Genomic DNA, 20020 nt, shown 5'->3' on the forward strand with positions numbered 1-20020 from the left:
AAACGATATGCTCGACACGAAGCCCTCCGCCACGCGCCGGATCCCCCTCGTCATCGCCACCGTGGCGGTCGGCGGGCTGGCCGGCTTCGCTGCGCTGTACGGGCTGGGCCTGAGCCGGGCGCCTACAGGCGATCCGGCCTGCCGGGCGGCAGTGGCTACGGCGCAGAAAATCGCCCCGCTCGCCCATGGCGAGGTGGCGGCGCTGACCATGGCGAGCGCGCCCTTGAAGCTGCCCGACCTCGCTTTCGAGGACGCCGACGGCAAGCCGAAAAAGCTGTCCGATTTCCGCGGCAAGACCCTGCTGGTGAACCTCTGGGCCACCTGGTGCGTGCCGTGTCGGAAGGAAATGCCGGCACTGGACGAGCTCCAGGGCAAGCTTTCGGGCCCGAATTTCGAGGTGGTGGCGATCAATATCGATACCCGCGACCCCGAGAAGCCCAAAACCTTCCTGAAAGAGGCCAATTTGACCCGGCTCGGCTATTTCAACGATCAGAAAGCCAAGGTTTTCCAGGATCTTAAGGCCATAGGCCGGGCCCTGGGTATGCCGACCTCGGTGCTGGTCGACCCGCAGGGTTGCGAGATCGCGACGATCGCGGGGCCGGCGGAATGGGCGAGCGAGGACGCGCTCAAGCTGATCCGGGCTGCGACGGGCAAGGCCGCCGCGTCGCTTTAGGCGGTGACGTTCAGATTATTGCCGACACCCGCGCCGACATTGGCGAGCGAGGGCTGGCCGGCGCCCATCAGCGTCAGGACGGTGGATTTCTCCATATCCATGTTCTGCTTGGTCAGCGTCGCCGCGATATTCGACTGCAACGCGCCTTGCTGAGCGGCCAGCATGGTGCTGACCATCGCCATCATGTCCATTACGCGAACCCTCGTACCGGGCGCAGCCTAGGCGCGAGCGGTTAACGCGACATGAATTGTCACAGCGCAGGAGGGCGGGCAAAGCCACCGGGTCGCGCAAATGCGCGCCCGATGACAGGCTCCGCGTGCCCACCAATCAGGAACCTGGTTGCGGAGAGATGGTGGGCACGGCGCGTCGCGCCTTTGCCCACCCTACGGCGTCGCGGCCTTATCGCGTCGGAACCGGCTTGGCGCCGCGGTAGTCGTAGAACCCGCGCTGGGTCTTGCGGCCGAGCCAGCCGGCCTCGACGTATTTCACCAAGAGCGGGCACGGGCGATATTTGGAATCGGCGAGGCCCTCGTGCAGCACCTGCATGATCGACAGGCAGGTATCGAGGCCGATGAAATCGGCAAGCTCGAGCGGGCCCATCGGATGGTGCGCGCCGAGCTTCATCGCCGCGTCGATCGCCTCGACGTTGCCGACGCCTTCGTACAGCGTGTAGATCGCCTCGTTGATCATCGGCAGCAGGATGCGGTTGACGATGAAGGCCGGGAAATCCTCGGAGACTGCGACCTGCTTGCCGAGCTTGGCGACGAATTCCTTGGACGCCTCGAAGGTCGCATCGTCGGTGGCGATGCCGCGGATCAGCTCCACCAGCTCCATCAGCGGCACCGGATTCATGAAGTGAATGCCGATGAAGCGCTCGGGCCGGTCGGTGGCGGCGGCAAGGCGCGTGATCGAGATCGAGGACGTATCCGAGGCGACGATCGCCTCGGGCTTCAACACGGCGCAGAGCTCGTGGAAGATCTTGCGCTTGACCTCCTCCTTCTCGACCGCGGTCTCGATCACGAGATCGCAGTCGGCGAGGTCGTCGAGCTTCTCGGCGGCCACGATGCGCGACAGCGCCTTGGTCTTGGCCTCCTCGGTGACGGCCTTCTTGGAGACCTGGCGGGCCAGATTGCCGTTGATGGTGGCCATGCCCGACTTGAGGCGATCGGCCGAAACGTCGTTGAGCACCACGTCGAAGCCAGCCAGCGCCGCAACATGCGCGATGCCATTGCCCATCTGACCCGCGCCGATCACGCCGACCTTCTTGATCACTGCCGCCATAATGTCATCCACCGGAACGGCGCGCATATCGCGCCTGTCTATCCCCCAAGCCGGGAGGTCTGATTTGATCAGAACCGTGATTTAATCAGAACCTGGGCTCGAAACCTAGATTGGATCGCTCCCCCGGCGTGCCCCACGCCAAAGAAAACGCCTCAAAAATGAAACACCGGCCGGAGTTTATACCTCCGGCCGGTGTTTTGAACGTCTTTTACTTGCCGAGTTTGCCGAGTTCGGCCGTCAGCTCCGGAACCGCCTGGTAGAGGTCGGCGACCAGGCCGTAATCGGCGACCTGGAAGATCGGCGCGTCCTCGTCCTTGTTGATCGCGACGATCACCTTGGAGTCCTTCATGCCGGCCAGATGCTGGATCGCGCCGGAAATGCCCACCGCGACATAGAGCTCGGGGGCGACGACCTTACCGGTCTGGCCGACCTGCCAGTCGTTCGGCGCATAGCCGGCGTCCACCGCCGCGCGCGAGGCACCGACGCCGGCGCCGAGCTTGTCGGCGAGGGGCTCGATGTATTTGGCGAAATTCTCGCGGCTCTGCATGGCGCGGCCACCGGAGACGATGATCTTCGCCGAGGTCAGCTCGGGACGGTCGCTCTTGGCGACCTCCTCGCCGACGAAGGACGACAGGCCCGGATCGGCCGCCGCCTGAACGCTCTCGACCGGCGCGCTGCCGCCTTCGCCCGCCGCGGCGAAGGTGGAGGTCCGGACCGTGATGACCTTCTTGGCGTCCTTCGACTTCACCGTCTGGATGGCGTTGCCGGCATAGATCGGACGCTCATAGGTGTCGGGGGCGACAACCTTGATGATCTCGGAGACCTGCATGACGTCGAGCAGGGCTGCGACGCGCGGCATCACGTTCTTGAAGCGCGAGGTCGCGGGCGCGACGATCGCATCATAGGACGGGGCCAGCGAGACGATCAGCGCGGCCAGCGGCTCGGCAAGATCGTGCGCGTAAAGCGCGCCATCGGCGAGCAGCACCTTCTTCACGCCTGCGAGCTTGGCGGCGGCGTCCGCCGCGGCCTTGGCACCCTCGCCGGCCACCAGCACCTCGACGTCCGCACCGAGCGCGGCGGCCGCGGTCAGGGCCTTGTTGGTCGCATCCTTCAACGACGCGTTGTCGTGTTCGGCAATCAGAAGCGTCGTCATCAGAGCACCCCGGCTTCGTTCTTGAGTTTCGACACCAGCTCGGCGACGTCCTTGACCTTGACGCCCGCCTTGCGGCCCGCCGGCTCGGTCGTCTTGAGAACCTCGAGGCGCGCGGTGACGTCGACGCCGTAATCGGCGACGGTCTTCTCCGCGATCGGCTTCTTCTTGGCCTTCATGATGTTGGGCAGCGAGGCGTAGCGCGGCTCGTTGAGGCGCAGGTCGGTGGTGACGATCGCCGGTCCCTTGAGCTTCACGGTCTGGAGACCGCCGTCGACTTCGCGGGTGACCTTGAAGTCGCTTCCTTCGACCTCGAGCTTCGAGGCGAAGGTCGCCTGCGACCAGCCGAGCAGCGCGGCCAGCATCTGGCCGGTCTGATTGCTGTCGTCGTCGATCGCCTGCTTGCCGAGGATGATCAGGCCCGGCTGCTCTTCCTCAGCGATCTTCTTCAGGATCTTGGCGACGGCGAGCGGCTCGACGGCGCCCTCGGCCTTCACCAGGATGCCGCGATCGGCGCCCATGGCAAGACCGGTGCGGATCGTCTCCGACGCCTGCGCGGGTCCAATGGAAACCACCACGACCTCGGTGGCCTTACCACCTTCCTTCAGGCGCAGCGCTTCCTCGACCGCGATTTCATCGAACGGGTTCATCGACATCTTGACGTTGGCGAGTTCAACGCCCGATCCATCGCCCTTGACGCGGACCTTGACGTTGTAATCGACCACCCGCTTTACCGGCACTAAGACCTTCATCGATCCTCTTTCACTCAATTTGGGAAGGGGGTTATCAACTGGCGCGGAACCTAAAGGCCTGACCCGGCCCGGTCAACGCGCGAAGAGGCCAAATTTTAGACCTTGGAAATGGGCCGTTCTAATGGGTCAGCGATTCTGGCCCGGAACCCAGAGCACGTCGCCGGCGCCGTTATGGTTGGCTGCGCGGCTGGCCACGAACAGGAAGTCCGACAGGCGATTCATATATTGGATGCCAGCGGCGCCGACCGGCTCGCCCGGCTGGGCCGCCAGTTCCACCATCACGCGTTCCGCCCTGCGGCATATCGTGCGTGCGACATGGAGGTAGGCGGCGGCGGGCGTGCCGCCGGGCAGCACGAAGGAGGTGAGCGGCGCGAGCTTGTCGTTGAGCGCGTCGATGTCGTGCTCGAGCCGCTCGACCTGGCTTGCCACCACCCGCAGCCGTTCCGCCTTTTTAGTTTCCTTGCCTTCCCGCTGCGGCACCGCGAGGTCGGCGCCGAGATCGAACAGATCGTTCTGGATGCGGCCGAGCATGGCATCGAGCTCGGGCGTATCATGGGTGTGGAGACGCACGACGCCGATCGCGGCATTGGTCTCGTCCACGGTGCCATAGGCTTCGATGCGCAGATCGTATTTCGGACGGCGTTCGCCCGAGCCGAGCGCTGTCGTGCCGTCGTCACCGGTCTTCGTATAGATGCGATTCAGCACAACCATGTTCAGCGCCCCATCGCCCAGACCGCGATCATCGCAATGACGATCGCCACGAACTGAAGCAGCACGCGCCAGCGCATCAGCTTCTGCGAGGTGTTGGGCGAGCCGCCCCGCATCATGTTCACGAGACCGAGCAGCAGCACCAACGCCACGGCGCCGGCTGCCGCCGGCAGGATGAAAGTACTCAGGATAGATGCCATCGGGGGTAGATAACACCGTGCGCGCCGGTCCGCCATGGCGCCGCTGCAGCCACCGGCGTCATTCCGGGGCGATGCGGCGGGACCGAGCGAAGCGAGGCCCGGCGTATCGAGCCCGGAATCCATCGTGCCACTTGCGCTGCGGCTGGATGGATTCCGGGCTCGCGCGACGCGCGCCCCGGAATGACGGTGGGGCGCTTCGCGATCTGGCTTTTAGGCCAATAATATCAGAAGCTGGCTGGATGATTTCCGATTTGCGTCCATCGCAAGCCTTCTCCGTCTCTCCCCGCAAGGGGGGAAAGGGAGCAGTACAGGGCCAGCCGTGAAAGCCATCCGCTACATCTACGTCGTCGTGATGGATGCGTTCTACACGTTCCTGGCCGACGACGGCTGGGCGATCGCGAGCCACATTGCGCTGTCGACATTGATGGCGCTGTTCCCGTTCCTGATCGTGCTGACCTCGCTCGCCGGCTTCTTCGGTTCCAAGGAGCTCGCCGACCAGGCCGCCAGCCTGATGCTCGAGGTCTGGCCCAAGCAGGTCGCCGACAGCCTTTCCGGCGAGATCCACGACGTGCTGACCACGACCCGCACCGGCGTGCTGACCATCGGCGCGGCGCTGTCGGTCTATTTCGCCTCGAACGGCGTCGAGGCGCTCCGCGTCGCGCTCAACCGCGCCTATGCGGTGGTGGAGATGCGGCGCTGGTACTGGCTGCGGCTGGAATCGATCGGCTATACGCTGGTTGCGGCCATCACCGCGCTTGCGATGGCGTTCCTGATCGTGCTCGGCCCGCTCATCATCGAGGCGACGCGGCGCCACATCCCGCTGTTCGTCGAGTCCAACGAGAGCATCCTCACCTGGCTGCGCTACGGCATCACCATCGGCGCGCTGGTGGTGGCGCTGATCATCCTGCATGCGTGGGTGCCGGCGGGGCGGCGCAGCTTCCTGCAGATCCTGCCCGGCATCGTCTTCACCGTGGTGGCGTCGCTGATCTCGGGCATCGTGTTCGGGCAATATCTGGCGCGCTTCGCCAACAATTACGTGACGATGTATGCGGGGCTGGCCTCGGTGATCATCGCGCTGGTGTTTCTGTATTTCATCGCCGCGATCTTCGTCTACGGCGGCGAGCTCAACGCCGCGATCATCAAGTCGCGACTTCCTCACGGCGTGTCGCTACAAGCAGCGCAGTCGCTAAAGCACGCGGAGACACGGGCTTGACCAGGAAGGCGTCGGCGCCCGCCTCGCGCGAGGCCGCCTCGTCCTCGCCGCGCCCGGACACGCCGATGATGGGGATTCGAGCGAGCGGCGCCGGCATGGTGCGGATCCGCCGGATGGCCTCGACGCCGTCGATGCCCGGCAGCACCATGTCCATCAGCACCGCGTCGAAGGCCCCCTGCGCGAGCCGGTTCACCGCATCCTCGCCGCGTCCGATGAACTCGGCATGATGGCCGAGCTCAGTCAAAATGGTGTTGAGCACGACGCGGCCGAACGGATTGTCCTCGACGCTGAGCACGCGCAGCGCGGCCGCCGCATCGGCCTCGGCCTCGCCCTTCGCCTTGCGGGACCTGGCCGGTCCCGCAGCGTCCAGCGACACCGTCAACGTGAAGGTGGCGCCGCCGCCGCGGCGCGGTGCGACCGAGATGTCGCCGCCCATCGCGCGCGCCAGCTGCTTCACCGAGGATAGTCCCAAACCCGCGCCGCCGAAGCGCGAGGCGATGGTGACATTGGCCTGGGTGAAGGGACGGAACAGCCGCTTGATCTCGGCCATGGTCAGGCCGATGCCGCTGTCGGACACCGCGAAGGCGACGCCAACCCTGCCCTTCGTCTTGTCTTTTTTCTTGCCCTTGGCCGGACGCCAGGGCGCGACCACGAGCGCCACGCCGCCCTGGTCGGTGAACTTCACGGCATTGTCGATGAGGTTCTCGAGCGCGGCGCGCAGGCGGACGGGATCGCCGACCACCAGCCCCGGCAGCTTTTCGGAGAGCTCGACCTGGGCCTGGAGGCCCTTGGCCGCGGCGCGCCCAGCCAGCGAATCGCCGGAGCTGCGGGCCAGCGCCCGCAGGTCGAACAAGTCCTGCCGCAGCGCGCTGCCGCCCTTTCCAGACCCCTTGCCAGTCCGGGCAGCGTCCACGAACAGGGTGGCGAGGCTCGCCAGATGCTCGGCGCCGGCCTTGATGGTGTCAGCCCAGCGCCGTTCCCGCTCCCCGAGATCCGAGGTCGCGAGCAGGTCGCTGATCGCGAGGATGCCGGTCAGGGGGGTGCGGACTTCATGGGCAAAGGCGGCAAGCGCCGCCTGGACCACGTCCGGCGTGACCGCCTTGGTGCTGCGCTTGCGCACCTTCCCGGCCGCCCCGGACCGCTTCCGAGGCAGTCGCCTGGACGTCCGCGTGGTGCGTGCTGCCCGCGTTTTCGCCGCCATAATTCCCCTTCGAAGTATCCCCTTCGAACCCCGGGCTGTCCGATAAGCATGGCACGGCGGAACACCCGGAGTCACGGCGGTGTTTGGCTAAACCCCAGAGAAACTTAACCTAATCCCACCAGGCGGCGGATGCTGGCGGGCGATGCACTGGCGTCGCGCAACTCCCGCAGGCCGGTCGAGCTGCTCGATTTCGACAGCTTCCGCCCGGCTTCGTCCCGAATCAGCGCGTGGTGGCGGTAGGCGGGTTCCGGCAGGCCCAGCAGGGTTTGCAGCAGGCGGTGGACGGAGGTGGCGTGAAACAGGTCCTGGCCGCGCACCACCTCGCTGATCCCCTGGAGGGCGTCGTCGACGACCACGGACAAATGGTAGCTGGTCGGCGTCTCCTTGCGGGCCAGGATCACGTCTCCCCAGGCCTCGGGCCGTGCGGGAACCACGCCGCGCTCGCCGTCGGGCCCCTCGCCGAGCTCGTGCCAGCCCAGGCTGGCAACGCGCCGGCAGGCAGCCGCCATGTCGAGCCGGAGCGCATAGGGCGCGCCGGATGTGATCAACCGCGCCCGCTCGCCGGCGGACAGTGACTTGGCGTCTCCGGGGTAAAGCGGCGCGCCATCGGGATCGCGCGGCCACGGCCCATGGGCCTCGCGCGCGGCGACCAGCTTTGCGATCTCGGCGCGGCTTTCGAAGGCGGGATAGACGAAGCCGAGCGCAGAGAGCTTGTCCAGCGCGGCGCGGTAATCGGAAAGATGCTCCGACTGCCGCCGCACCGGTGTTTCCCAGGCAATGCCGAGCCAGGCGAGATCCTCGTAGATCGCAGCCTCATACTCAGGCCGGCAGCGCGTCGCGTCGATGTCCTCGATCCGCAGCAACAGGCGCCCGCCGGCCTCGCGCGCACGGTCGAAGTTGAGCAGCGCAGAATAGGCGTGGCCGAGATGCAGGAAGCCGTTCGGGCTCGGAGCAAATCGGAAAACGGGTGGCGACATATGGCAGGATCTCGTCATGGCCGGGCTTGACCCGGCCATCCATCTTCCATGACTCTGTTACGATCGAAAATTGATGCGCCGGTCCCGCCTGCGCCGATGGTTCGGCGGGCTTCTCGGTATTGGGCCGGCGTAGCTCTAGCAGAGACGGCAAGCCCGCGCATGACGAGTTAGGCCACAATGACCATCCACCTCGAAACCCAGTCCGATCTCGAAGAGGCCGTCCAGGCGCTGGTGAAGCGCGATCCGCGGCTCAAGCCCGTGCTTGCGACTGCGGGCATGCCGGCCTTGCGGCGACGCGAGCCGGGTTTTACAGGGCTCGCGCACATCGTCTGCGGGCAGCAGCTCTCGACCGCGAGCGCCGCGGCGATCTGGGGACGGCTGTCGGACGCCTTCGATCCGTTCGATCATGAGGCGGTGGGCCGCGCGCGCACCGACCGGCTGGGACGGCTTGGCCTGTCCGCCGCCAAGATCAAGACGCTGAAACATCTTGCGCGCGAGATCACGGCGGAGCGGCTGAACCTCGACGTGCTCGCAGAGGAAGATGCCGACGCCGCGCATCACACGCTGATCTCGCTGCCCGGCATCGGACCGTGGACGGCGGACGTCTATCTCCTGTTTTGCCTCGGCCATGGCGATGCCTGGCCGGCCGGCGACCTCGCGGTGCAGGAGGGCATCAAGATCGGCCTCGGCCTTCCGGCACGGCCGACGGAGAAGCAGATGGCGCCGCTCGCCGAACCCTGGCGTCCGCTGCGCGGCGCGGCGGCGCATCTGTGGTGGAGCTATTACCGCGCGGTGAAGAAGCGTGAGGGCGTCATCGCCGGCGAGGCGAACGCCGTTTTAAACAATGTTGCTGTTGCAAAGCGCCTAGGCGTGAAAGAGAAGATGCCGGCACGGAAAAAGCCGGGACCTTCACCATGACATCGACCGACTTCGTCGTTGCGCGCAACGATCTCGAGCAGTGCAAGCTGATCGAGAGCGCCATTCCGGATGCAGCCGCGCTGCCGGCGGATGCGCTGCTGCTGAAGGTCGAGCGCTTCGCGTTCACCGCCAACAACATCACCTATGCCGTGATGGGCGACGAGCTGAAATACTGGCAGATCTTTCCTGCACCGCAGGGCTTCGGCAACATCCCGGTGTGGGGTTTTGGCGAGGTGATCGCCTCGAAACATCCGAACATCCCGGCAGGCGAGCGCCTGTTCGGCTACTTCCCGATGGCGACGCATCTGGTCATCGAGGCCACCGACGTCAGCAAACGCGGCTTGCGCGACGGTGCTTCGCATCGGCAGGGCGTGGCGCCGGTCTACAATGCCTATGCGCGCGTCACCGGCGATCCCGCCTACGCCGACCGGCAGGGCGATTACCAGGCGCTGTTGCGGCCGCTGTTCATGCTGTCGTTCCTGGTCGACGATTTCCTGGCCGAGAACGATGATTTTGGCGCGCGGACCGTGCTGCTGTCGAGCGCCTCGAGCAAGACCGCGTTCGGCCTTGCGCATCTGTTGCACACGCGCGGCCGCAAGGTGATCGGCCTGACCTCAGGCGGGAATACCGGCTTCGTGACGTCGCTCGGATGTTACGACGAGGTCGTCACCTACGACCGCGTGACGTCCTTGCCATCGAATGCGCCGGTCGCCTTCGTCGACATGGCCGGCAACAGCGCCCTGCGCGCCGGACTGCACCGGCATTTTGGCGACCAGATGAAATGCTCGGTGCGCGTCGGATTGACGCATCGCGCCACCGACGCCGACGAAGGAGCCCTGCCCGGCGCAAAACCGCGCTGGTTCTTCGCGCCGGACCATATTCGCAAGCGGGCGAAGGATTGGGGTCCAGGCGGCATCGAGCAGCGCTTTGGCGCGGCGTGGTCGGGCTTTGCGCCGCTGCTTGAGCGGAGCCTCACCGTCGTCGAGAGCCGCGGGCCGGAGGCCGTGCGGCGAGTTTATCTCGACACGCTGACGGGGCGCATTCCGCCTGAGCAGGGCCACATGCTCTCGCTGCTCGGGTAAAGCGCTTTTGACATGGGCTGATCCAGTATAGCGTTCGACTTCTACTATTGGAGCATGATCTCTTCGGAAAACCGCTACACGCTTTGCGCTACGCGGCCCTCCGGGTCCGGATCATGCTCCAGAGGAAACGCCGCGAAGACGGCCACGAGGTCGCGAATGCTGGACAGGACGAAGGATATTTCCGTCGCCGCGCAGGCCTGGCTCGATGAATTCGCGGGCGCACTCGGCAAACCAGAACCCGCCGCCGTGCTGGACCGCCTCTTCATCGCCGACAGCTTTTGGCGCGATGTGCTGGCACTGAGCTGGAACTTGCAAACGCTGGCCGGCCGCAGCGCAATCGCGCAGGCGTTGGCCGCGCTCGCGTCCAGGGCTGCGCCGATCCATTTCGAGATCGCACCGAACCGTGCGCCACCGCGCTGGGTGACGCGCGCCGGCACCAGCAACATCGAAGCCATCTTCAATTTCGAAACCGCGCTCGGCCGCGGCAGCGGCATCCTGCGGCTCGTGCCTGATAATACCGACGGCGACCGGTTGAAGGCGTGGACGCTGCTGACCGCGCTCGACGAGCTCAAAGGTTTCGAGGAACAGCTCGGCACGTCACGGCCACGCGGCCAGGCCTATTCGCGCGATTTCCGCGGGCCGAACTGGCTCGACCAGCGCAACGCCGCGCGCGACTATGCCGATCGCGACCCGGCCGTGCTGGTGGTCGGCGGCGGCCAGGCCGGGCTCGCCATCGCGGCACGGCTGAAGCAGTTGAAGGTCGATACCTTGATCGTCGATCGCGAGGCGCGGATCGGCGACAATTGGCGCAAGCGCTATCACGCGCTCACCCTGCACAACCAGGTGCAGGTCAATCACCTGCCCTACATGCCGTTCCCGCCGAACTGGCCGGTCTATATCCCCAAGGACAAGCTCGCCAACTGGTTCGAGGCTTACGTCGATGCCATGGAGCTGAACTTCTGGACCGGCACCGAATTCGGAGGTGGCTCTTACGACGAGGCGAACGGCCGCTGGACCGTCACGCTGCGCCGCGCCGACGGCAGCAAGCGCACCATGCATCCGCGCCATGTGGTGATGGCGACCGGCGTCAGCGGCATCGCCAATGTTCCTGACATTCCGACCCTCGCCAATTTCAAGGGCACGCTGGTGCATTCCAGCCGCTACGAGGACGGCGAGAACTGGACAAGCAGGCGCGCCGTCGTCATCGGCACCGGCAACAGCGGCCACGACATCGCGCAGGACCTCCACTCCAGCGGCGCCGAGGTGACGCTGGTGCAGCGTTCGCCGACGCTGGTCACCAATATCGAGCCGTCGGCGCAGCTCGCTTACGCGACCTACAATGAGGGCACGCTCGAGGACAACGATCTGATCGCGACCTCGATGCCGACGCCGCTCGCGAAGAAGACCCATGTGATGCTGACGGAGCAGTCGAAGGAGCTCGACAAGGAGCTGCTCGACGGCCTCTCCCGCGTCGGCTTCAAGCTCGACTTCGGCGAGGCCGGCACCGGCTGGCAGTTCAAATACCTCACCCGCGGCGGCGGTTATTACTTCAACGTCGGCTGCGCCAACCTCGTCGTCGAGGGCGCGATCAAGCTGAAGCAGTTTTCCGACATCGAGGGTTTTACCGCCGAGGGCGCGCGGATGAAGGACGGCACGACCATTCCGGCCGACCTGATCGTGCTCTCGACCGGCTACAAGCCGCAGGAATATCTGGTGCGAAAGCTGTTCGGCGATGGCGTCGCCGACCGCGTCGGGCCGGTCTGGGGATTTGGTGAAGGCTTCGAGCTGCGCAACATGTATGCGCGCACGAAGCAGCCCGGCCTGTGGTTCATCGCCGGCAGCCTCGCGCAGTGCCGCATCAACTCGAAATATCTCGCGCTCCAGATCAAGGCCCTCGAGGAAGGGATCTTGGGGCGTGAGGTGGATACAAGGTAACACACACGTCATTCCGGGGCGCGCGTAGCGCGAGCCCGGAATCCATCTACCCCAGGGATACGCGGCCCGATGGATTCCGGGTTCACGCTACGCGTGCCCCGGAATGACAAGAGGAGAGACCCAATGCCAGCCATTCTCGGCACCGGCGAGCACCGCTACCGCGTCGTCGAAAATTTCGCCAAGCTACCGGACGGCTGGCAGCTCACCGACGTCGCCTCCGTTGCGGTTGACAGCCGTGACCGCGTCTACATCTTCAACCGCGGCGCCCATCCGATGGTGGTGCTGGATCGCGAGGGTAATTTCCTGCGCAGTTTTGGCGAGGGCCTGTTCTCGCGCGCGCATGGCCTGCACATCGATGCCGATGACAATCTCTACTGCACCGACGACGGCGACCACACCGTGCGCAAATGCACCACCGAGGGCAAGGTGCTGCTGACGATCGGCATCCCGCAAAAGCCGGCGCCGTTCATGAGCGGCGAGCCGTTCCACCGCTGCACCCATACGGCGCTGTCGCCGAAGGGCGAGATCTACGTCTCCGACGGCTATGGCAATGCGCGCGTGCACAAGTTCACGCCGGACGGCAAGCTGATCAAGAGCTGGGGCGAGCCCGGCACCGATCCCGGCCAGTTCAACATCGTGCACAATATCGCGGCCGACGCCGATGGCTGGGTCTACGTCGCCGACCGCGAGAATCATCGCGTGCAGGTGTTCAACGGCGAGGGCAAATACGAGACGCAGTGGAACAACCTGCACCGGCCCTGCGCGCTGTGCTGCTGCGGCGGCGGCAAGAACCCGACCTTCGTGATCGGCGAGCTGGGCCCCGGCCTCGACATCAACCGCAATGTGCCCAATCTCGGCCCGCGGCTGTCGATCGTGGACGCCAAGGGAAATCGCATCGCGCGGCTCGGCGGCGAAGCAGGTCCGGGCGTGGCCAGCGGCAAATTCCTGGCCCCCCACGGCATCGCGCTGGACTCGAAGGGCGACATCTATGTCGGCGAGGTCGGCGTCACCAACTGGGCGACGAGCTTCCCGGACGAGGAGATGCCGGCCGTCGTGCGCGCGACGCGGTGCTTGCAGAAGCTGGAACGGGTGCGGGAGTGATCCAACGGCGCCGCCGCGAAGAGATGACGCGCTTTTGAAGTGCCGCTCCCTCCCCAGCGTCGTCCTGGCGAAAGCCAGGACGACGGCGGAGAACGAGGCCGCGTCGTACGATATGTGTCGGCCTATGGAGACGCCCTCGCGCCACCCGGTCCGGCGTTGACCGTGAAGGCGGTTCCGCGGTTGCCCGGCATGGACCCCTCCCCGAATCGCGGCGTTTTTGCGCGTTTTGCCACCCCGCCGCCGCATTGCCTGCGCCTGAATAAGTCGCTCAACGGGCTTCACAATCCCGTCACGCTGCATGTAGTATGTCAATACATGCTGCTTCGCAGCGTACATGGAGGCCGGGAGCGTTACTTGAACGCACATGTCTCGCAAGGCAGTTGGCCGGTGTTGGTGCTGAATGCGGACTTCCGGCCGCTGAGTTACTACCCACTGTCTCTGTGGTCGTGGCAGGACGCGATCAAGGCGGTGTTCCTCGACCGCGTCAACATCGTCGCGCATTACGACCAGGCGGTTCGAAGTCCCACGCTGGAGATGCAGCTGCCGAGCGTGGTCTCGCTCAAATCCTTCGTCAAGCCGACCACCCACCCCGCCTTCACCCGTTTCAACGTCTTCCTCCGCGACCGCTTCAATTGCCAATATTGCGGCTCGCCCGAAGACCTCACATTCGATCACATCATCCCGCGCAGCAAGGGCGGCCAGACCACCTGGGAGAACGTGGTCGCGGCGTGCTCGCCCTGCAATCTGCGCAAGGGCAACCTTACGCCGGCGCAAGCCAGGATGTTTCCGCGCCAGAGCGCCTTCGCGCCGACCGTGCACCAGCTCCACCGCAACGGCCGCCTGTTCCCGCCGAACTATCTGCACGACAGCTGGCTGGACTATCTCTACTGGGATACCGAGCTGGATCCGTAGGACCGGCGCATCCACTCACACCCCGATCGCATTCCTTGCCACCACGTCGCGATAGAATGCGGCACTCAGCTTCGGCACCCTCGCCTGCGTCTCGAAGTCGACCCGATACAGGCCGAAGCGTTTCCCGTAGCCGAAGATCCATTCAAAGTTGTCCATCAGGCTCCACAGGAAGTAGCCGCGGATCGGCACCCCTTCCGTGACGGCGCGCTGCATCTGGGTCAGATAGTTGCGCAGGAACATGATGCGGTCGAGGTCGTAGACCTGGCCGTCGGCGGAGATCTTGTCTTCCGACGAGGTGCCGTTCTCGCTGATGTAGATGGTCTCGATGTTCCAGATCTTCGCGGCGAGGCGCGGCGCCCAGTAGATCACTTCGGGGCCGATCCGCAGCCATTCCGAATTCATGTGCGGAAACGAGGTGGGGAACGGCAGCACGTGGAAGCCGGGCGCGCGGTCGGAGGCGGTGACATAGAACTGCGGTGCGTAGATGTTGAGGCCGACGAAGTCGTTCGGCGTGCCGATGATCTTCAACTCCTCAGGCGTGAATTTCGGCGCGTCCGCGCCGGCATAGGCGAGGAAGCCGTCGGTGTACTTGCCCTCCAGCACCACGCCGAGGAAGCCGGCGTTGAGCTCGCGCGTCGCAATCTCGGCGGCACGGATGTTTTCGGGCGTCGCGATCGCCGGCACGCAGGCCGCGATATTCTCGGCCGCGCCGACGCGGGTGCCGGCACGGCCCGACGCGCGGATCGCCTGCACGGCAAGGCCATGCGCCAGCGCGACGTGATGGCGGACCTGGTTCAGCTGCGCCGCCGGCAGCTTGAGGCCGGGCGCGTCGATGCCCCAGCCGTAGCCGAAATTCACGAAGCGCCCGACCTCGTTCACGGTGAAGATGTTTTTCACACGATCGGTCAGGCGTGCGGCGACGTACGCGGCGTAGTCGGCAAAGGCCTTCGAGGTGTCGCTCGACTGCCAGCCGCCGACGCGGTCCTGGAGCGCCTGCGGCAGGTCCCAATGATAGAGCGTCGCATAGGGCTCGATGCCGTTCGCGAGCAGCTCGTCGACCAGGCGACTGTAGAAATCGAGCCCCTTGAGATGGGGCTGACCCGCCCCATCGGGAAACACCCGCGGCCACGCGATCGAGAAGCGGTAGGCCTTGACGCCGAGCGCCTTGATCAGCGCTACGTCCTCCTTGTAGCGGTGATAATGCTCGTTGGCGCGGTCGCCCGTGGACCCGTCCTCGATCTTGCCGGGCGTGTGGCTGAAAATGTCCCAGATCGATTTGCCGCGTCCGTCCTCGTTGACGGCGCCTTCGATCTGGTAGGACGAGGTCGCGGTGCCCCACAAGAAATCCTTCGGGAACGGCGCGCCGCGCCCCGCCGATGCCGGCGTTTCGCTCTCCGCAGCGCTGACGCCCGTCGCCGCTCCCAGCGCGGCAAGGCCGGCGAGCTTGGCAAGATGACGCCGCGAGAAATCCGCCGACATATCTATCTCCGCGCCTGCTCCATCTCGATCTGATAGGCGGAAACCCGGTCGATCTCGAATGCGACGGCCGGCGGTGATTCCGCATCGACGGGACCGACGCCGAGAAAGAACTTCGATCCGATCGCGAGATTGACGATCATGTACATGGGATCGTCGAAGCCGATCGGCACCTTGATGTCGGACACCGGCTTGCGGTCGATGAAATAGACCAGGCGATCCTCCTCCCACAGCACACCGTAATTGTGGAATGTGCTCGAAGCGTCGCCGACCGCGAAGTCGAAGCCGCAGGACTGGATCTTCTGGGTCGACGGAATCCGCCAATGCGTCGTCATCACGAGATCGCCCGGCCGCTCACCCCGGCCTTCCAGCACGTCGACCTCCGGCGGCCAGCCGCCGTCGTCCGCCAGCATCCAGAACGCCGGCCACACCGCATGGCCGACCGGGAGCTTGGCGCGGATTTCGAAATAGCCATGCTTCTGCGCGAACGTGCCCTGCGTCGTCAGGATCCCGGAGATGTACTCGTTGTTGAACAGAACGGACTTCAATTCCGGCGGTGTACGGCTCGCGACGATCGAGAGCACGCCGTCCTTCACCTTGAACGGATCGAGCCCGAGCGGCGCCACGGTGCGCCCCGAGTAGCGCGGATCGACATAGATCTGCTGCTCGCCATTGGCGCTGGTCTTGCGCTTGAAGTCGGAGCCGTCGCCGCCCCAGTAGCGCGCCTCCGGCCACGCCGCGCCGCCGGCATAGTGCGGCACCCAGCGCCCGCCCGACAGCGGATGCTCATCGAAATCCTCATTGAACGTCCGCCGCAGCGGCAGGAAGATCAGCGAGGCAGGATTGACCGTTTCGAGCTTGCGGCATTCGATCGTGGACGGATCGGTCGTCACCTGCAGCGACATGGTGCCGGGCGCGTCGTCGAGATCGTCCGGCACCGCGCCCAGCGCTGGCACGGCGGACAGACTGATTGCGACCAGAGCGCTCCTCGTCCAACGGCCGATCATCGCTGCACATCGAAGGTATAAGGAAACGGACCGAGGCTAACGCGCCCGCATTGGAGCGAGCAAGAGCGGCCGGGCGGCCGCGGACGAATTTGGGGGCACCGCCCGCACGCGCGACCCATATTTTCGTGCACTTGCACAAACTGGACACCGCCATGGACCGCGGTCGGCTTGTGGCGCGGCCGATCGCCGGGGACGGAACCCGAGGCGCCCGGATCCGTTCAAGGTGGAGGCCGGCCGGATGTATCGCGACAGACGTATCCGGGCCCGTCACAGCACAAGGGGAGACGCGCCATGCCCACAGCCGAGAAGGATCACGTCTACAAGATCCTGGATCTGGTCGGATCATCCGAAACTTCGATCGAGGATGCGATCAAGAACGCGATCAGCCGCGCCGCCAAGACCATCCGCGAGATGAAATGGTTCGAGGTGGTGCAGACGCGCGGCCACATCGAGAGCAACGCCGTGCGCCACTATCAGGTGACGCTGCGGGTCGGGTTTACACTGGAAGAGTGAGGCAGGGACGCCAGGCGAATCCGGCGTGAGGTCAGCGTGGTTAACAACCTCCGACGATAACCCGTCGAAACATCGAGGACTGGTTCCGGCCGAATACGGGATTCACACAATCAGCGCGGATGACGCAACAGCCCGTTAAGACCAAAGTGAGAGGTTTGCTCCGAAATGGAGCAAGCCTGATGAGTACGGGCCGCGACCTCGGAAAGACGCGTCTTCCGCTCTGGGCGGCGGGTTTCGTCATGCTGACCTGCTTCGCCATCCTGGGCTTGAGCGGCTGGCGCGAATGGGAAACGCGCAATACCGAGCTCAGGAACGCCGAAATCGACGTGGCCAATCTCGCGCATTCGCTGGTCCAGCATGCGGACGACACCTTCGAGCTCGTCGACACCATCCTTGTCGGGCTGGTCCATCGGCTCGAGCTCGATGGAACGGGTCCGGACACGATCGCAAAGCTCCAGGCCTATCTGCCGACCCGCAAATCATCGGACCGCATCCGCGGCATCTTCGTCTATGACGAGACCGGCCGCTGGCTTGCCACGACCGAGCAGGTCGACTTCTCCAAATTCAACAACAGCGACCGCGAATATTTCCAGCATCATCGGGACTCGCCGGATCCGGGCACGCTGATCGGACGACCCGTCAAGAGCCGCGCCGGGGGCCAATGGATCATCACCGCGTCTCGCCGGATCAACCACCCCGACGGCAGCTTCGCCGGCGTTGCCCTGCTCACGATCGACGTCAGCTATTTCGTCAAGTTCTACGAGCGCTTCGACCTCGGTCCGCACAGCTCGGCGTCGCTGCTGAACAACGACGGCATCATGCTGGCGCGCAGCCGCGACGAGAGCGGCGCCTTCGTCGGACGCGACCTGTCCAACGCGCCGTTGTTCAAGCAATGGAAAACCCGTCCGGCTGCGGCAGTCTACTATTTCAAGTCGCCGCTGGATAACGTGCAGCGGCTCAGCTACTACCAGCGCAGCAGCCGCTATCCCCTGATGGTGCTGGCGAGCAAGGCGCAGGACGACGTGCTGGCCCCGTGGCGCCGCGCGGCGGTCGCACGCATGACCGTTGTCGTCGGCCTCGTCCTGCTGATCGCGGCGATCGGCGTTTACCTGGTCCGCCAGCTCTTGCAGCGGCAGCGCATGGCACAGGCTCTGATCGCCAAAGAAGCCCATTTCCGCCTGCTGGCCGAGCAATCCAGCGACATGGTGACCCGGATCGGACTGGACAACCGGCTGATCTACGTTTCTCCGTCATGCGCGCGCATCGTCGGCTGGTCTTCCAACGAACTGCTGGGGACGTCGGCCGTGGCCGGGGTTCACGCGGAGGACATGGAACGGGTCGAGCAGGCGATTGCCGCGCTGAAGAACGGCGAGGCGGAGGAGGCAAGGTTCGTCTACCGTCAGCGCCATCGCGACAAGGGCGAGATCTGGGCCGAGTCGGCCCTGCACGTGACCCGGGCGTCCGACAGCGGCGAGATCGACGGCGTCGTCGCGGTGGTGCGCGACATGACCGAGCAGAAGGACTTGCAGGACAAGCTCGCCTCGCTCGCGGCGACCGACGGCCTCACCGGGCTCGCCAACCGGCGCGCATTCGATGAGCGCCTCGCGGACGAATGGGCCCGCGCCCGCCGCGACGGCACTCCACTCTCGCTCTTGCTGATCGACGTCGATCATTTCAAGGCGTTCAACGACCATTACGGGCATTTGGCCGGCGACGGCTGCCTGCGCGCGCTGGGGCGGATCCTGTCCGCTCATCCCCGGCGGCCGGCCGACCTCGCGGCGCGCTACGGCGGCGAGGAGTTCGCCGTGCTGCTGCCGAACACCGATGCAGACGGCTGCGCCAGGGTCGGCGAGGAGATTCGCGGCGCGTTGCGCGACCTCGCCATGCTGCACGCGCAGAATCCGCCCTCGCGGCTCGTCACGGTGAGCGTGGGCGCCGCGACGGGGTTTCCATCCGAGACCACGACCGACTCCAGCGCGCTGGTGGCGGCCGCCGACCGCGCGCTCTACGCCGCCAAGGACAGCGGCCGCGACCGGCTGATCGTATCGGGACAGGTCGTGCCCTGGCCCGCGAAGAGCGCGTGACGCAATCGCCGATCTGCGAGGCGTAGCAAACGCTTGCCCTTGCCGGCGTAGCTGCGGATAACGTTCGAGAACTCGCCTTCGAAACGCACCGCCGCGGACCAGGCAGCATCGCGGCGATCGGCCCTTTCCCGGATTTGTCGCCCGCGTTCGGGCGGGATATGACTGCGATCACGGCCGGAGGTTCGGCCGATCCGAGAGTGCTGCTGTGCCTGATGGGATCAAGCTCGTCCTCTTCGACATGGACAATGTCCTCTGCAGCTACGACAGGGGACAGCGTGTCGCATGTCTGGCAGAGCTCGCGGGATCGACCAGCGAGTTCGTCCACAACGCGATCTGGGACAGCGGTTTCGAATCGCTCGGCGATTCCGGCGCTCTCGATGCCGCGGATTATCTGCGAGGCTTCGGCGAGCGCATGGGCTATCCGCTGTCGCTCGACGAGTGGGTGGAGGCGCGGCGCCGTTCAATGCAGGCCGATCGTGCGGTGCTGGCGATTGCCCGACGTCTGCGCGAAACCGTCGATATTGCCGTCCTGACCAACAACACCACGCTGGTCGCCGACCACATCGACACGCTGCTGCCGGACTTGCGGCCGCTGTTCGGCTCCCGGATCTACACCTCGGCCCAGTTCAAGACGGCAAAGCCGGACCCGCGCTGCTATCGCCTCTGCCTGACCGAGCTCAACGTGATGCCGGAGACCGTGCTGTTCGTCGACGATCTCCCGGCCAATGTTGCCGGCGCGCGCGAGGCGGGCCTGTTCGCGCATCACCACACGTCGGTGCAGGCTTTCAGGCAGGCCCTTTCGGCGTACGACCTGCTTCAGGGCGAATGAATACGCGT

The 20020-nt window shown here is 65.5% G+C and carries 20 protein-coding genes; 10 read left to right on the forward strand and 10 right to left on the reverse strand.

Annotation, left to right across the window (positions count from 1 at the left end; translation table 11 throughout):
* Positions 1-7 precede the first annotated feature (7 nt).
* On the forward strand, positions 8-673 hold the full coding sequence (locus tag A3M7_RS0112820; protein ID WP_027544314.1) for a TlpA disulfide reductase family protein: 666 nt from the start codon (positions 8-10) through the stop codon (positions 671-673).
* On the opposite strand, the gene A3M7_RS0112825 is transcribed toward A3M7_RS0112820, so the two are convergent.
* From A3M7_RS0112825 to A3M7_RS0112850, 6 genes are all read right to left on the reverse strand, one after another.
* Positions 670-864, reverse strand: a complete 195-nt coding sequence (locus tag A3M7_RS0112825) for a hypothetical protein (protein WP_027544315.1) — start codon at positions 862-864, stop codon at positions 670-672. The two genes, A3M7_RS0112820 and A3M7_RS0112825, sit on opposite strands and share 4 nt — an antisense overlap.
* 208 nt (positions 865-1072) lie before the next feature.
* Complete coding sequence (locus A3M7_RS0112830) at positions 1073-1954, reverse strand: 3-hydroxybutyryl-CoA dehydrogenase (protein WP_027544316.1); 882 nt, start codon at positions 1952-1954, stop codon at positions 1073-1075.
* A gap of 208 nt (positions 1955-2162) precedes the next feature.
* On the reverse strand, positions 2163-3107 hold the full coding sequence (locus tag A3M7_RS0112835; protein ID WP_011084196.1) for an electron transfer flavoprotein subunit alpha/FixB family protein: 945 nt from the start codon (positions 3105-3107) through the stop codon (positions 2163-2165).
* Entirely contained in the window at positions 3107-3856 is a 750-nt protein-coding gene (locus tag A3M7_RS0112840) for an electron transfer flavoprotein subunit beta/FixA family protein (protein WP_027544317.1), read from the reverse strand. Before A3M7_RS0112840 ends, A3M7_RS0112835 begins: the two co-directional genes overlap by 1 nt.
* A 126-nt stretch (positions 3857-3982) precedes the next feature.
* Positions 3983-4567 (reverse strand): cob(I)yrinic acid a,c-diamide adenosyltransferase, encoded by a 585-nt coding sequence (locus A3M7_RS0112845; protein ID WP_027544318.1) that lies wholly within the window; start codon positions 4565-4567, stop codon positions 3983-3985.
* A 2-nt stretch (positions 4568-4569) separates the two neighbouring features.
* Entirely contained in the window at positions 4570-4764 is a 195-nt protein-coding gene (locus A3M7_RS0112850; RefSeq protein ID WP_027544319.1) for a twin transmembrane helix small protein, read from the reverse strand.
* A 319-nt stretch (positions 4765-5083) separates the two neighbouring features.
* On the opposite strand from A3M7_RS0112850, the gene A3M7_RS0112855 reads away from it, so the two are divergent.
* The gene (locus A3M7_RS0112855; protein WP_027544320.1) at positions 5084-5977 is read left to right on the forward strand and encodes a YihY/virulence factor BrkB family protein; all 894 of its coding nucleotides are present in this window, start codon (positions 5084-5086) and stop codon (positions 5975-5977) included.
* Here A3M7_RS0112855 and A3M7_RS0112860 read toward each other — a convergent pair.
* On the reverse strand, positions 5904-7178 hold the full coding sequence (locus tag A3M7_RS0112860; protein WP_027544321.1) for an ATP-binding protein: 1275 nt from the start codon (positions 7176-7178) through the stop codon (positions 5904-5906). The two genes, A3M7_RS0112855 and A3M7_RS0112860, sit on opposite strands and share 74 nt — an antisense overlap.
* A 104-nt stretch (positions 7179-7282) precedes the next feature.
* Positions 7283-8155, reverse strand: coding sequence for a tRNA glutamyl-Q(34) synthetase GluQRS (gluQRS, locus tag A3M7_RS0112865; protein ID WP_027544322.1), 873 nt, complete (start codon positions 8153-8155; stop codon positions 7283-7285).
* Between the two features lie 177 nt (positions 8156-8332).
* Here gluQRS and A3M7_RS0112870 point away from each other — a divergent pair, with 177 nt between their 5' ends.
* The 5 genes from A3M7_RS0112870 (at position 8333) to A3M7_RS0112890 (ending at position 14103) form a co-directional block, all read left to right on the forward strand.
* On the forward strand, positions 8333-9073 hold the full coding sequence (locus tag A3M7_RS0112870; RefSeq protein WP_027544323.1) for a DNA-3-methyladenine glycosylase: 741 nt from the start codon (positions 8333-8335) through the stop codon (positions 9071-9073).
* Positions 9070-10155: a DUF2855 family protein gene (locus A3M7_RS0112875; RefSeq protein WP_027544324.1), complete on the forward strand. Its 1086-nt coding sequence runs from the start codon at positions 9070-9072 to the stop codon at positions 10153-10155. Before A3M7_RS0112870 ends, A3M7_RS0112875 begins: the two co-directional genes overlap by 4 nt.
* Before the next feature lie 156 nt (positions 10156-10311).
* Positions 10312-12090, forward strand: coding sequence for an NAD(P)/FAD-dependent oxidoreductase (locus A3M7_RS0112880; RefSeq protein WP_027544325.1), 1779 nt, complete (start codon positions 10312-10314; stop codon positions 12088-12090).
* 123 nt (positions 12091-12213) lie between these two features.
* Complete coding sequence (locus A3M7_RS0112885; RefSeq protein WP_027544326.1) at positions 12214-13191, forward strand: peptidyl-alpha-hydroxyglycine alpha-amidating lyase family protein; 978 nt, start codon at positions 12214-12216, stop codon at positions 13189-13191.
* Positions 13192-13545: 354 nt separating this feature from the next.
* The gene (locus tag A3M7_RS0112890; protein ID WP_027544327.1) at positions 13546-14103 is read left to right on the forward strand and encodes an HNH endonuclease; all 558 of its coding nucleotides are present in this window, start codon (positions 13546-13548) and stop codon (positions 14101-14103) included.
* A 15-nt stretch (positions 14104-14118) separates the two neighbouring features.
* Here A3M7_RS0112890 and A3M7_RS0112895 read toward each other — a convergent pair whose 3' ends face one another.
* Together A3M7_RS0112895 and A3M7_RS0112900 are read right to left on the reverse strand one after the other, a co-directional pair.
* Complete coding sequence (locus A3M7_RS0112895; protein WP_027544328.1) at positions 14119-15582, reverse strand: GH1 family beta-glucosidase; 1464 nt, start codon at positions 15580-15582, stop codon at positions 14119-14121.
* Positions 15583-15584: 2 nt separating this feature from the next.
* Positions 15585-16586 carry a family 16 glycosylhydrolase gene (locus A3M7_RS0112900; RefSeq protein WP_027544329.1) on the reverse strand — a complete coding sequence of 334 codons (1002 nt, stop codon included), beginning with the start codon at positions 16584-16586 and terminating at the stop codon, positions 15585-15587.
* A gap of 291 nt (positions 16587-16877) precedes the next feature.
* Between A3M7_RS0112900 and A3M7_RS0112905 the strand changes: the two genes are divergently transcribed.
* From A3M7_RS0112905 to A3M7_RS0112915, 3 genes are all read left to right on the forward strand, one after another.
* Positions 16878-17099, forward strand: coding sequence for a dodecin (locus A3M7_RS0112905; RefSeq protein ID WP_027544330.1), 222 nt, complete (start codon positions 16878-16880; stop codon positions 17097-17099).
* 179 nt (positions 17100-17278) lie between these two features.
* The gene (locus A3M7_RS0112910; RefSeq protein WP_027544331.1) at positions 17279-19183 is read left to right on the forward strand and encodes a sensor domain-containing diguanylate cyclase; all 1905 of its coding nucleotides are present in this window, start codon (positions 17279-17281) and stop codon (positions 19181-19183) included.
* Between the two features lie 205 nt (positions 19184-19388).
* Entirely contained in the window at positions 19389-20012 is a 624-nt protein-coding gene (locus A3M7_RS0112915) for an HAD-IA family hydrolase (protein WP_027544332.1), read from the forward strand.
* Positions 20013-20020: the final 8 nt, after the last annotated feature.

Origin of the sequence: Bradyrhizobium sp. WSM2254 (genome assembly GCF_000472645.1) — a bacterium.
GTDB classification, from domain to species: domain Bacteria; phylum Pseudomonadota; class Alphaproteobacteria; order Rhizobiales; family Xanthobacteraceae; genus Bradyrhizobium; species Bradyrhizobium niftali.

Bases quoted from the DNA above. Each gene is read 5' to 3' on its own strand.
- A3M7_RS0112870 (WP_027544323.1), top strand. From the start codon at position 8,333: ATGACCATCCACCTCGAAACCCAGTCCGATCTCGAAGAGGCCGTCCAG.
- A3M7_RS0112820 (WP_027544314.1), top strand. From the start codon at position 8: ATGCTCGACACGAAGCCCTCCGCCACGCGCCGGATCCCCCTCGTCATC.
- A3M7_RS0112895 (WP_027544328.1), bottom strand. From the start codon at position 15,582: ATGTCGGCGGATTTCTCGCGGCGTCATCTTGCCAAGCTCGCCGGCCTT.
- A3M7_RS0112850 (WP_027544319.1), bottom strand. From the start codon at position 4,764: ATGGCATCTATCCTGAGTACTTTCATCCTGCCGGCGGCAGCCGGCGCC.
- A3M7_RS0112825 (WP_027544315.1), bottom strand. From the start codon at position 864: ATGGACATGATGGCGATGGTCAGCACCATGCTGGCCGCTCAGCAAGGC.
- A3M7_RS0112860 (WP_027544321.1), bottom strand. From the start codon at position 7,178: ATGGCGGCGAAAACGCGGGCAGCACGCACCACGCGGACGTCCAGGCGA.
- gluQRS (WP_027544322.1), bottom strand. From the start codon at position 8,155: ATGTCGCCACCCGTTTTCCGATTTGCTCCGAGCCCGAACGGCTTCCTG.
- A3M7_RS0112840 (WP_027544317.1), bottom strand. From the start codon at position 3,856: ATGAAGGTCTTAGTGCCGGTAAAGCGGGTGGTCGATTACAACGTCAAG.
- A3M7_RS0112910 (WP_027544331.1), top strand. From the start codon at position 17,279: ATGAGTACGGGCCGCGACCTCGGAAAGACGCGTCTTCCGCTCTGGGCG.
- A3M7_RS0112835 (WP_011084196.1), bottom strand. From the start codon at position 3,107: ATGACGACGCTTCTGATTGCCGAACACGACAACGCGTCGTTGAAGGAT.
- A3M7_RS0112900 (WP_027544329.1), bottom strand. From the start codon at position 16,586: ATGATCGGCCGTTGGACGAGGAGCGCTCTGGTCGCAATCAGTCTGTCC.
- A3M7_RS0112830 (WP_027544316.1), bottom strand. From the start codon at position 1,954: ATGGCGGCAGTGATCAAGAAGGTCGGCGTGATCGGCGCGGGTCAGATG.
- A3M7_RS0112845 (WP_027544318.1), bottom strand. From the start codon at position 4,567: ATGGTTGTGCTGAATCGCATCTATACGAAGACCGGTGACGACGGCACG.
- A3M7_RS0112885 (WP_027544326.1), top strand. From the start codon at position 12,214: ATGCCAGCCATTCTCGGCACCGGCGAGCACCGCTACCGCGTCGTCGAA.
- A3M7_RS0112875 (WP_027544324.1), top strand. From the start codon at position 9,070: ATGACATCGACCGACTTCGTCGTTGCGCGCAACGATCTCGAGCAGTGC.
- A3M7_RS0112905 (WP_027544330.1), top strand. From the start codon at position 16,878: ATGCCCACAGCCGAGAAGGATCACGTCTACAAGATCCTGGATCTGGTC.
- A3M7_RS0112880 (WP_027544325.1), top strand. From the start codon at position 10,312: ATGCTGGACAGGACGAAGGATATTTCCGTCGCCGCGCAGGCCTGGCTC.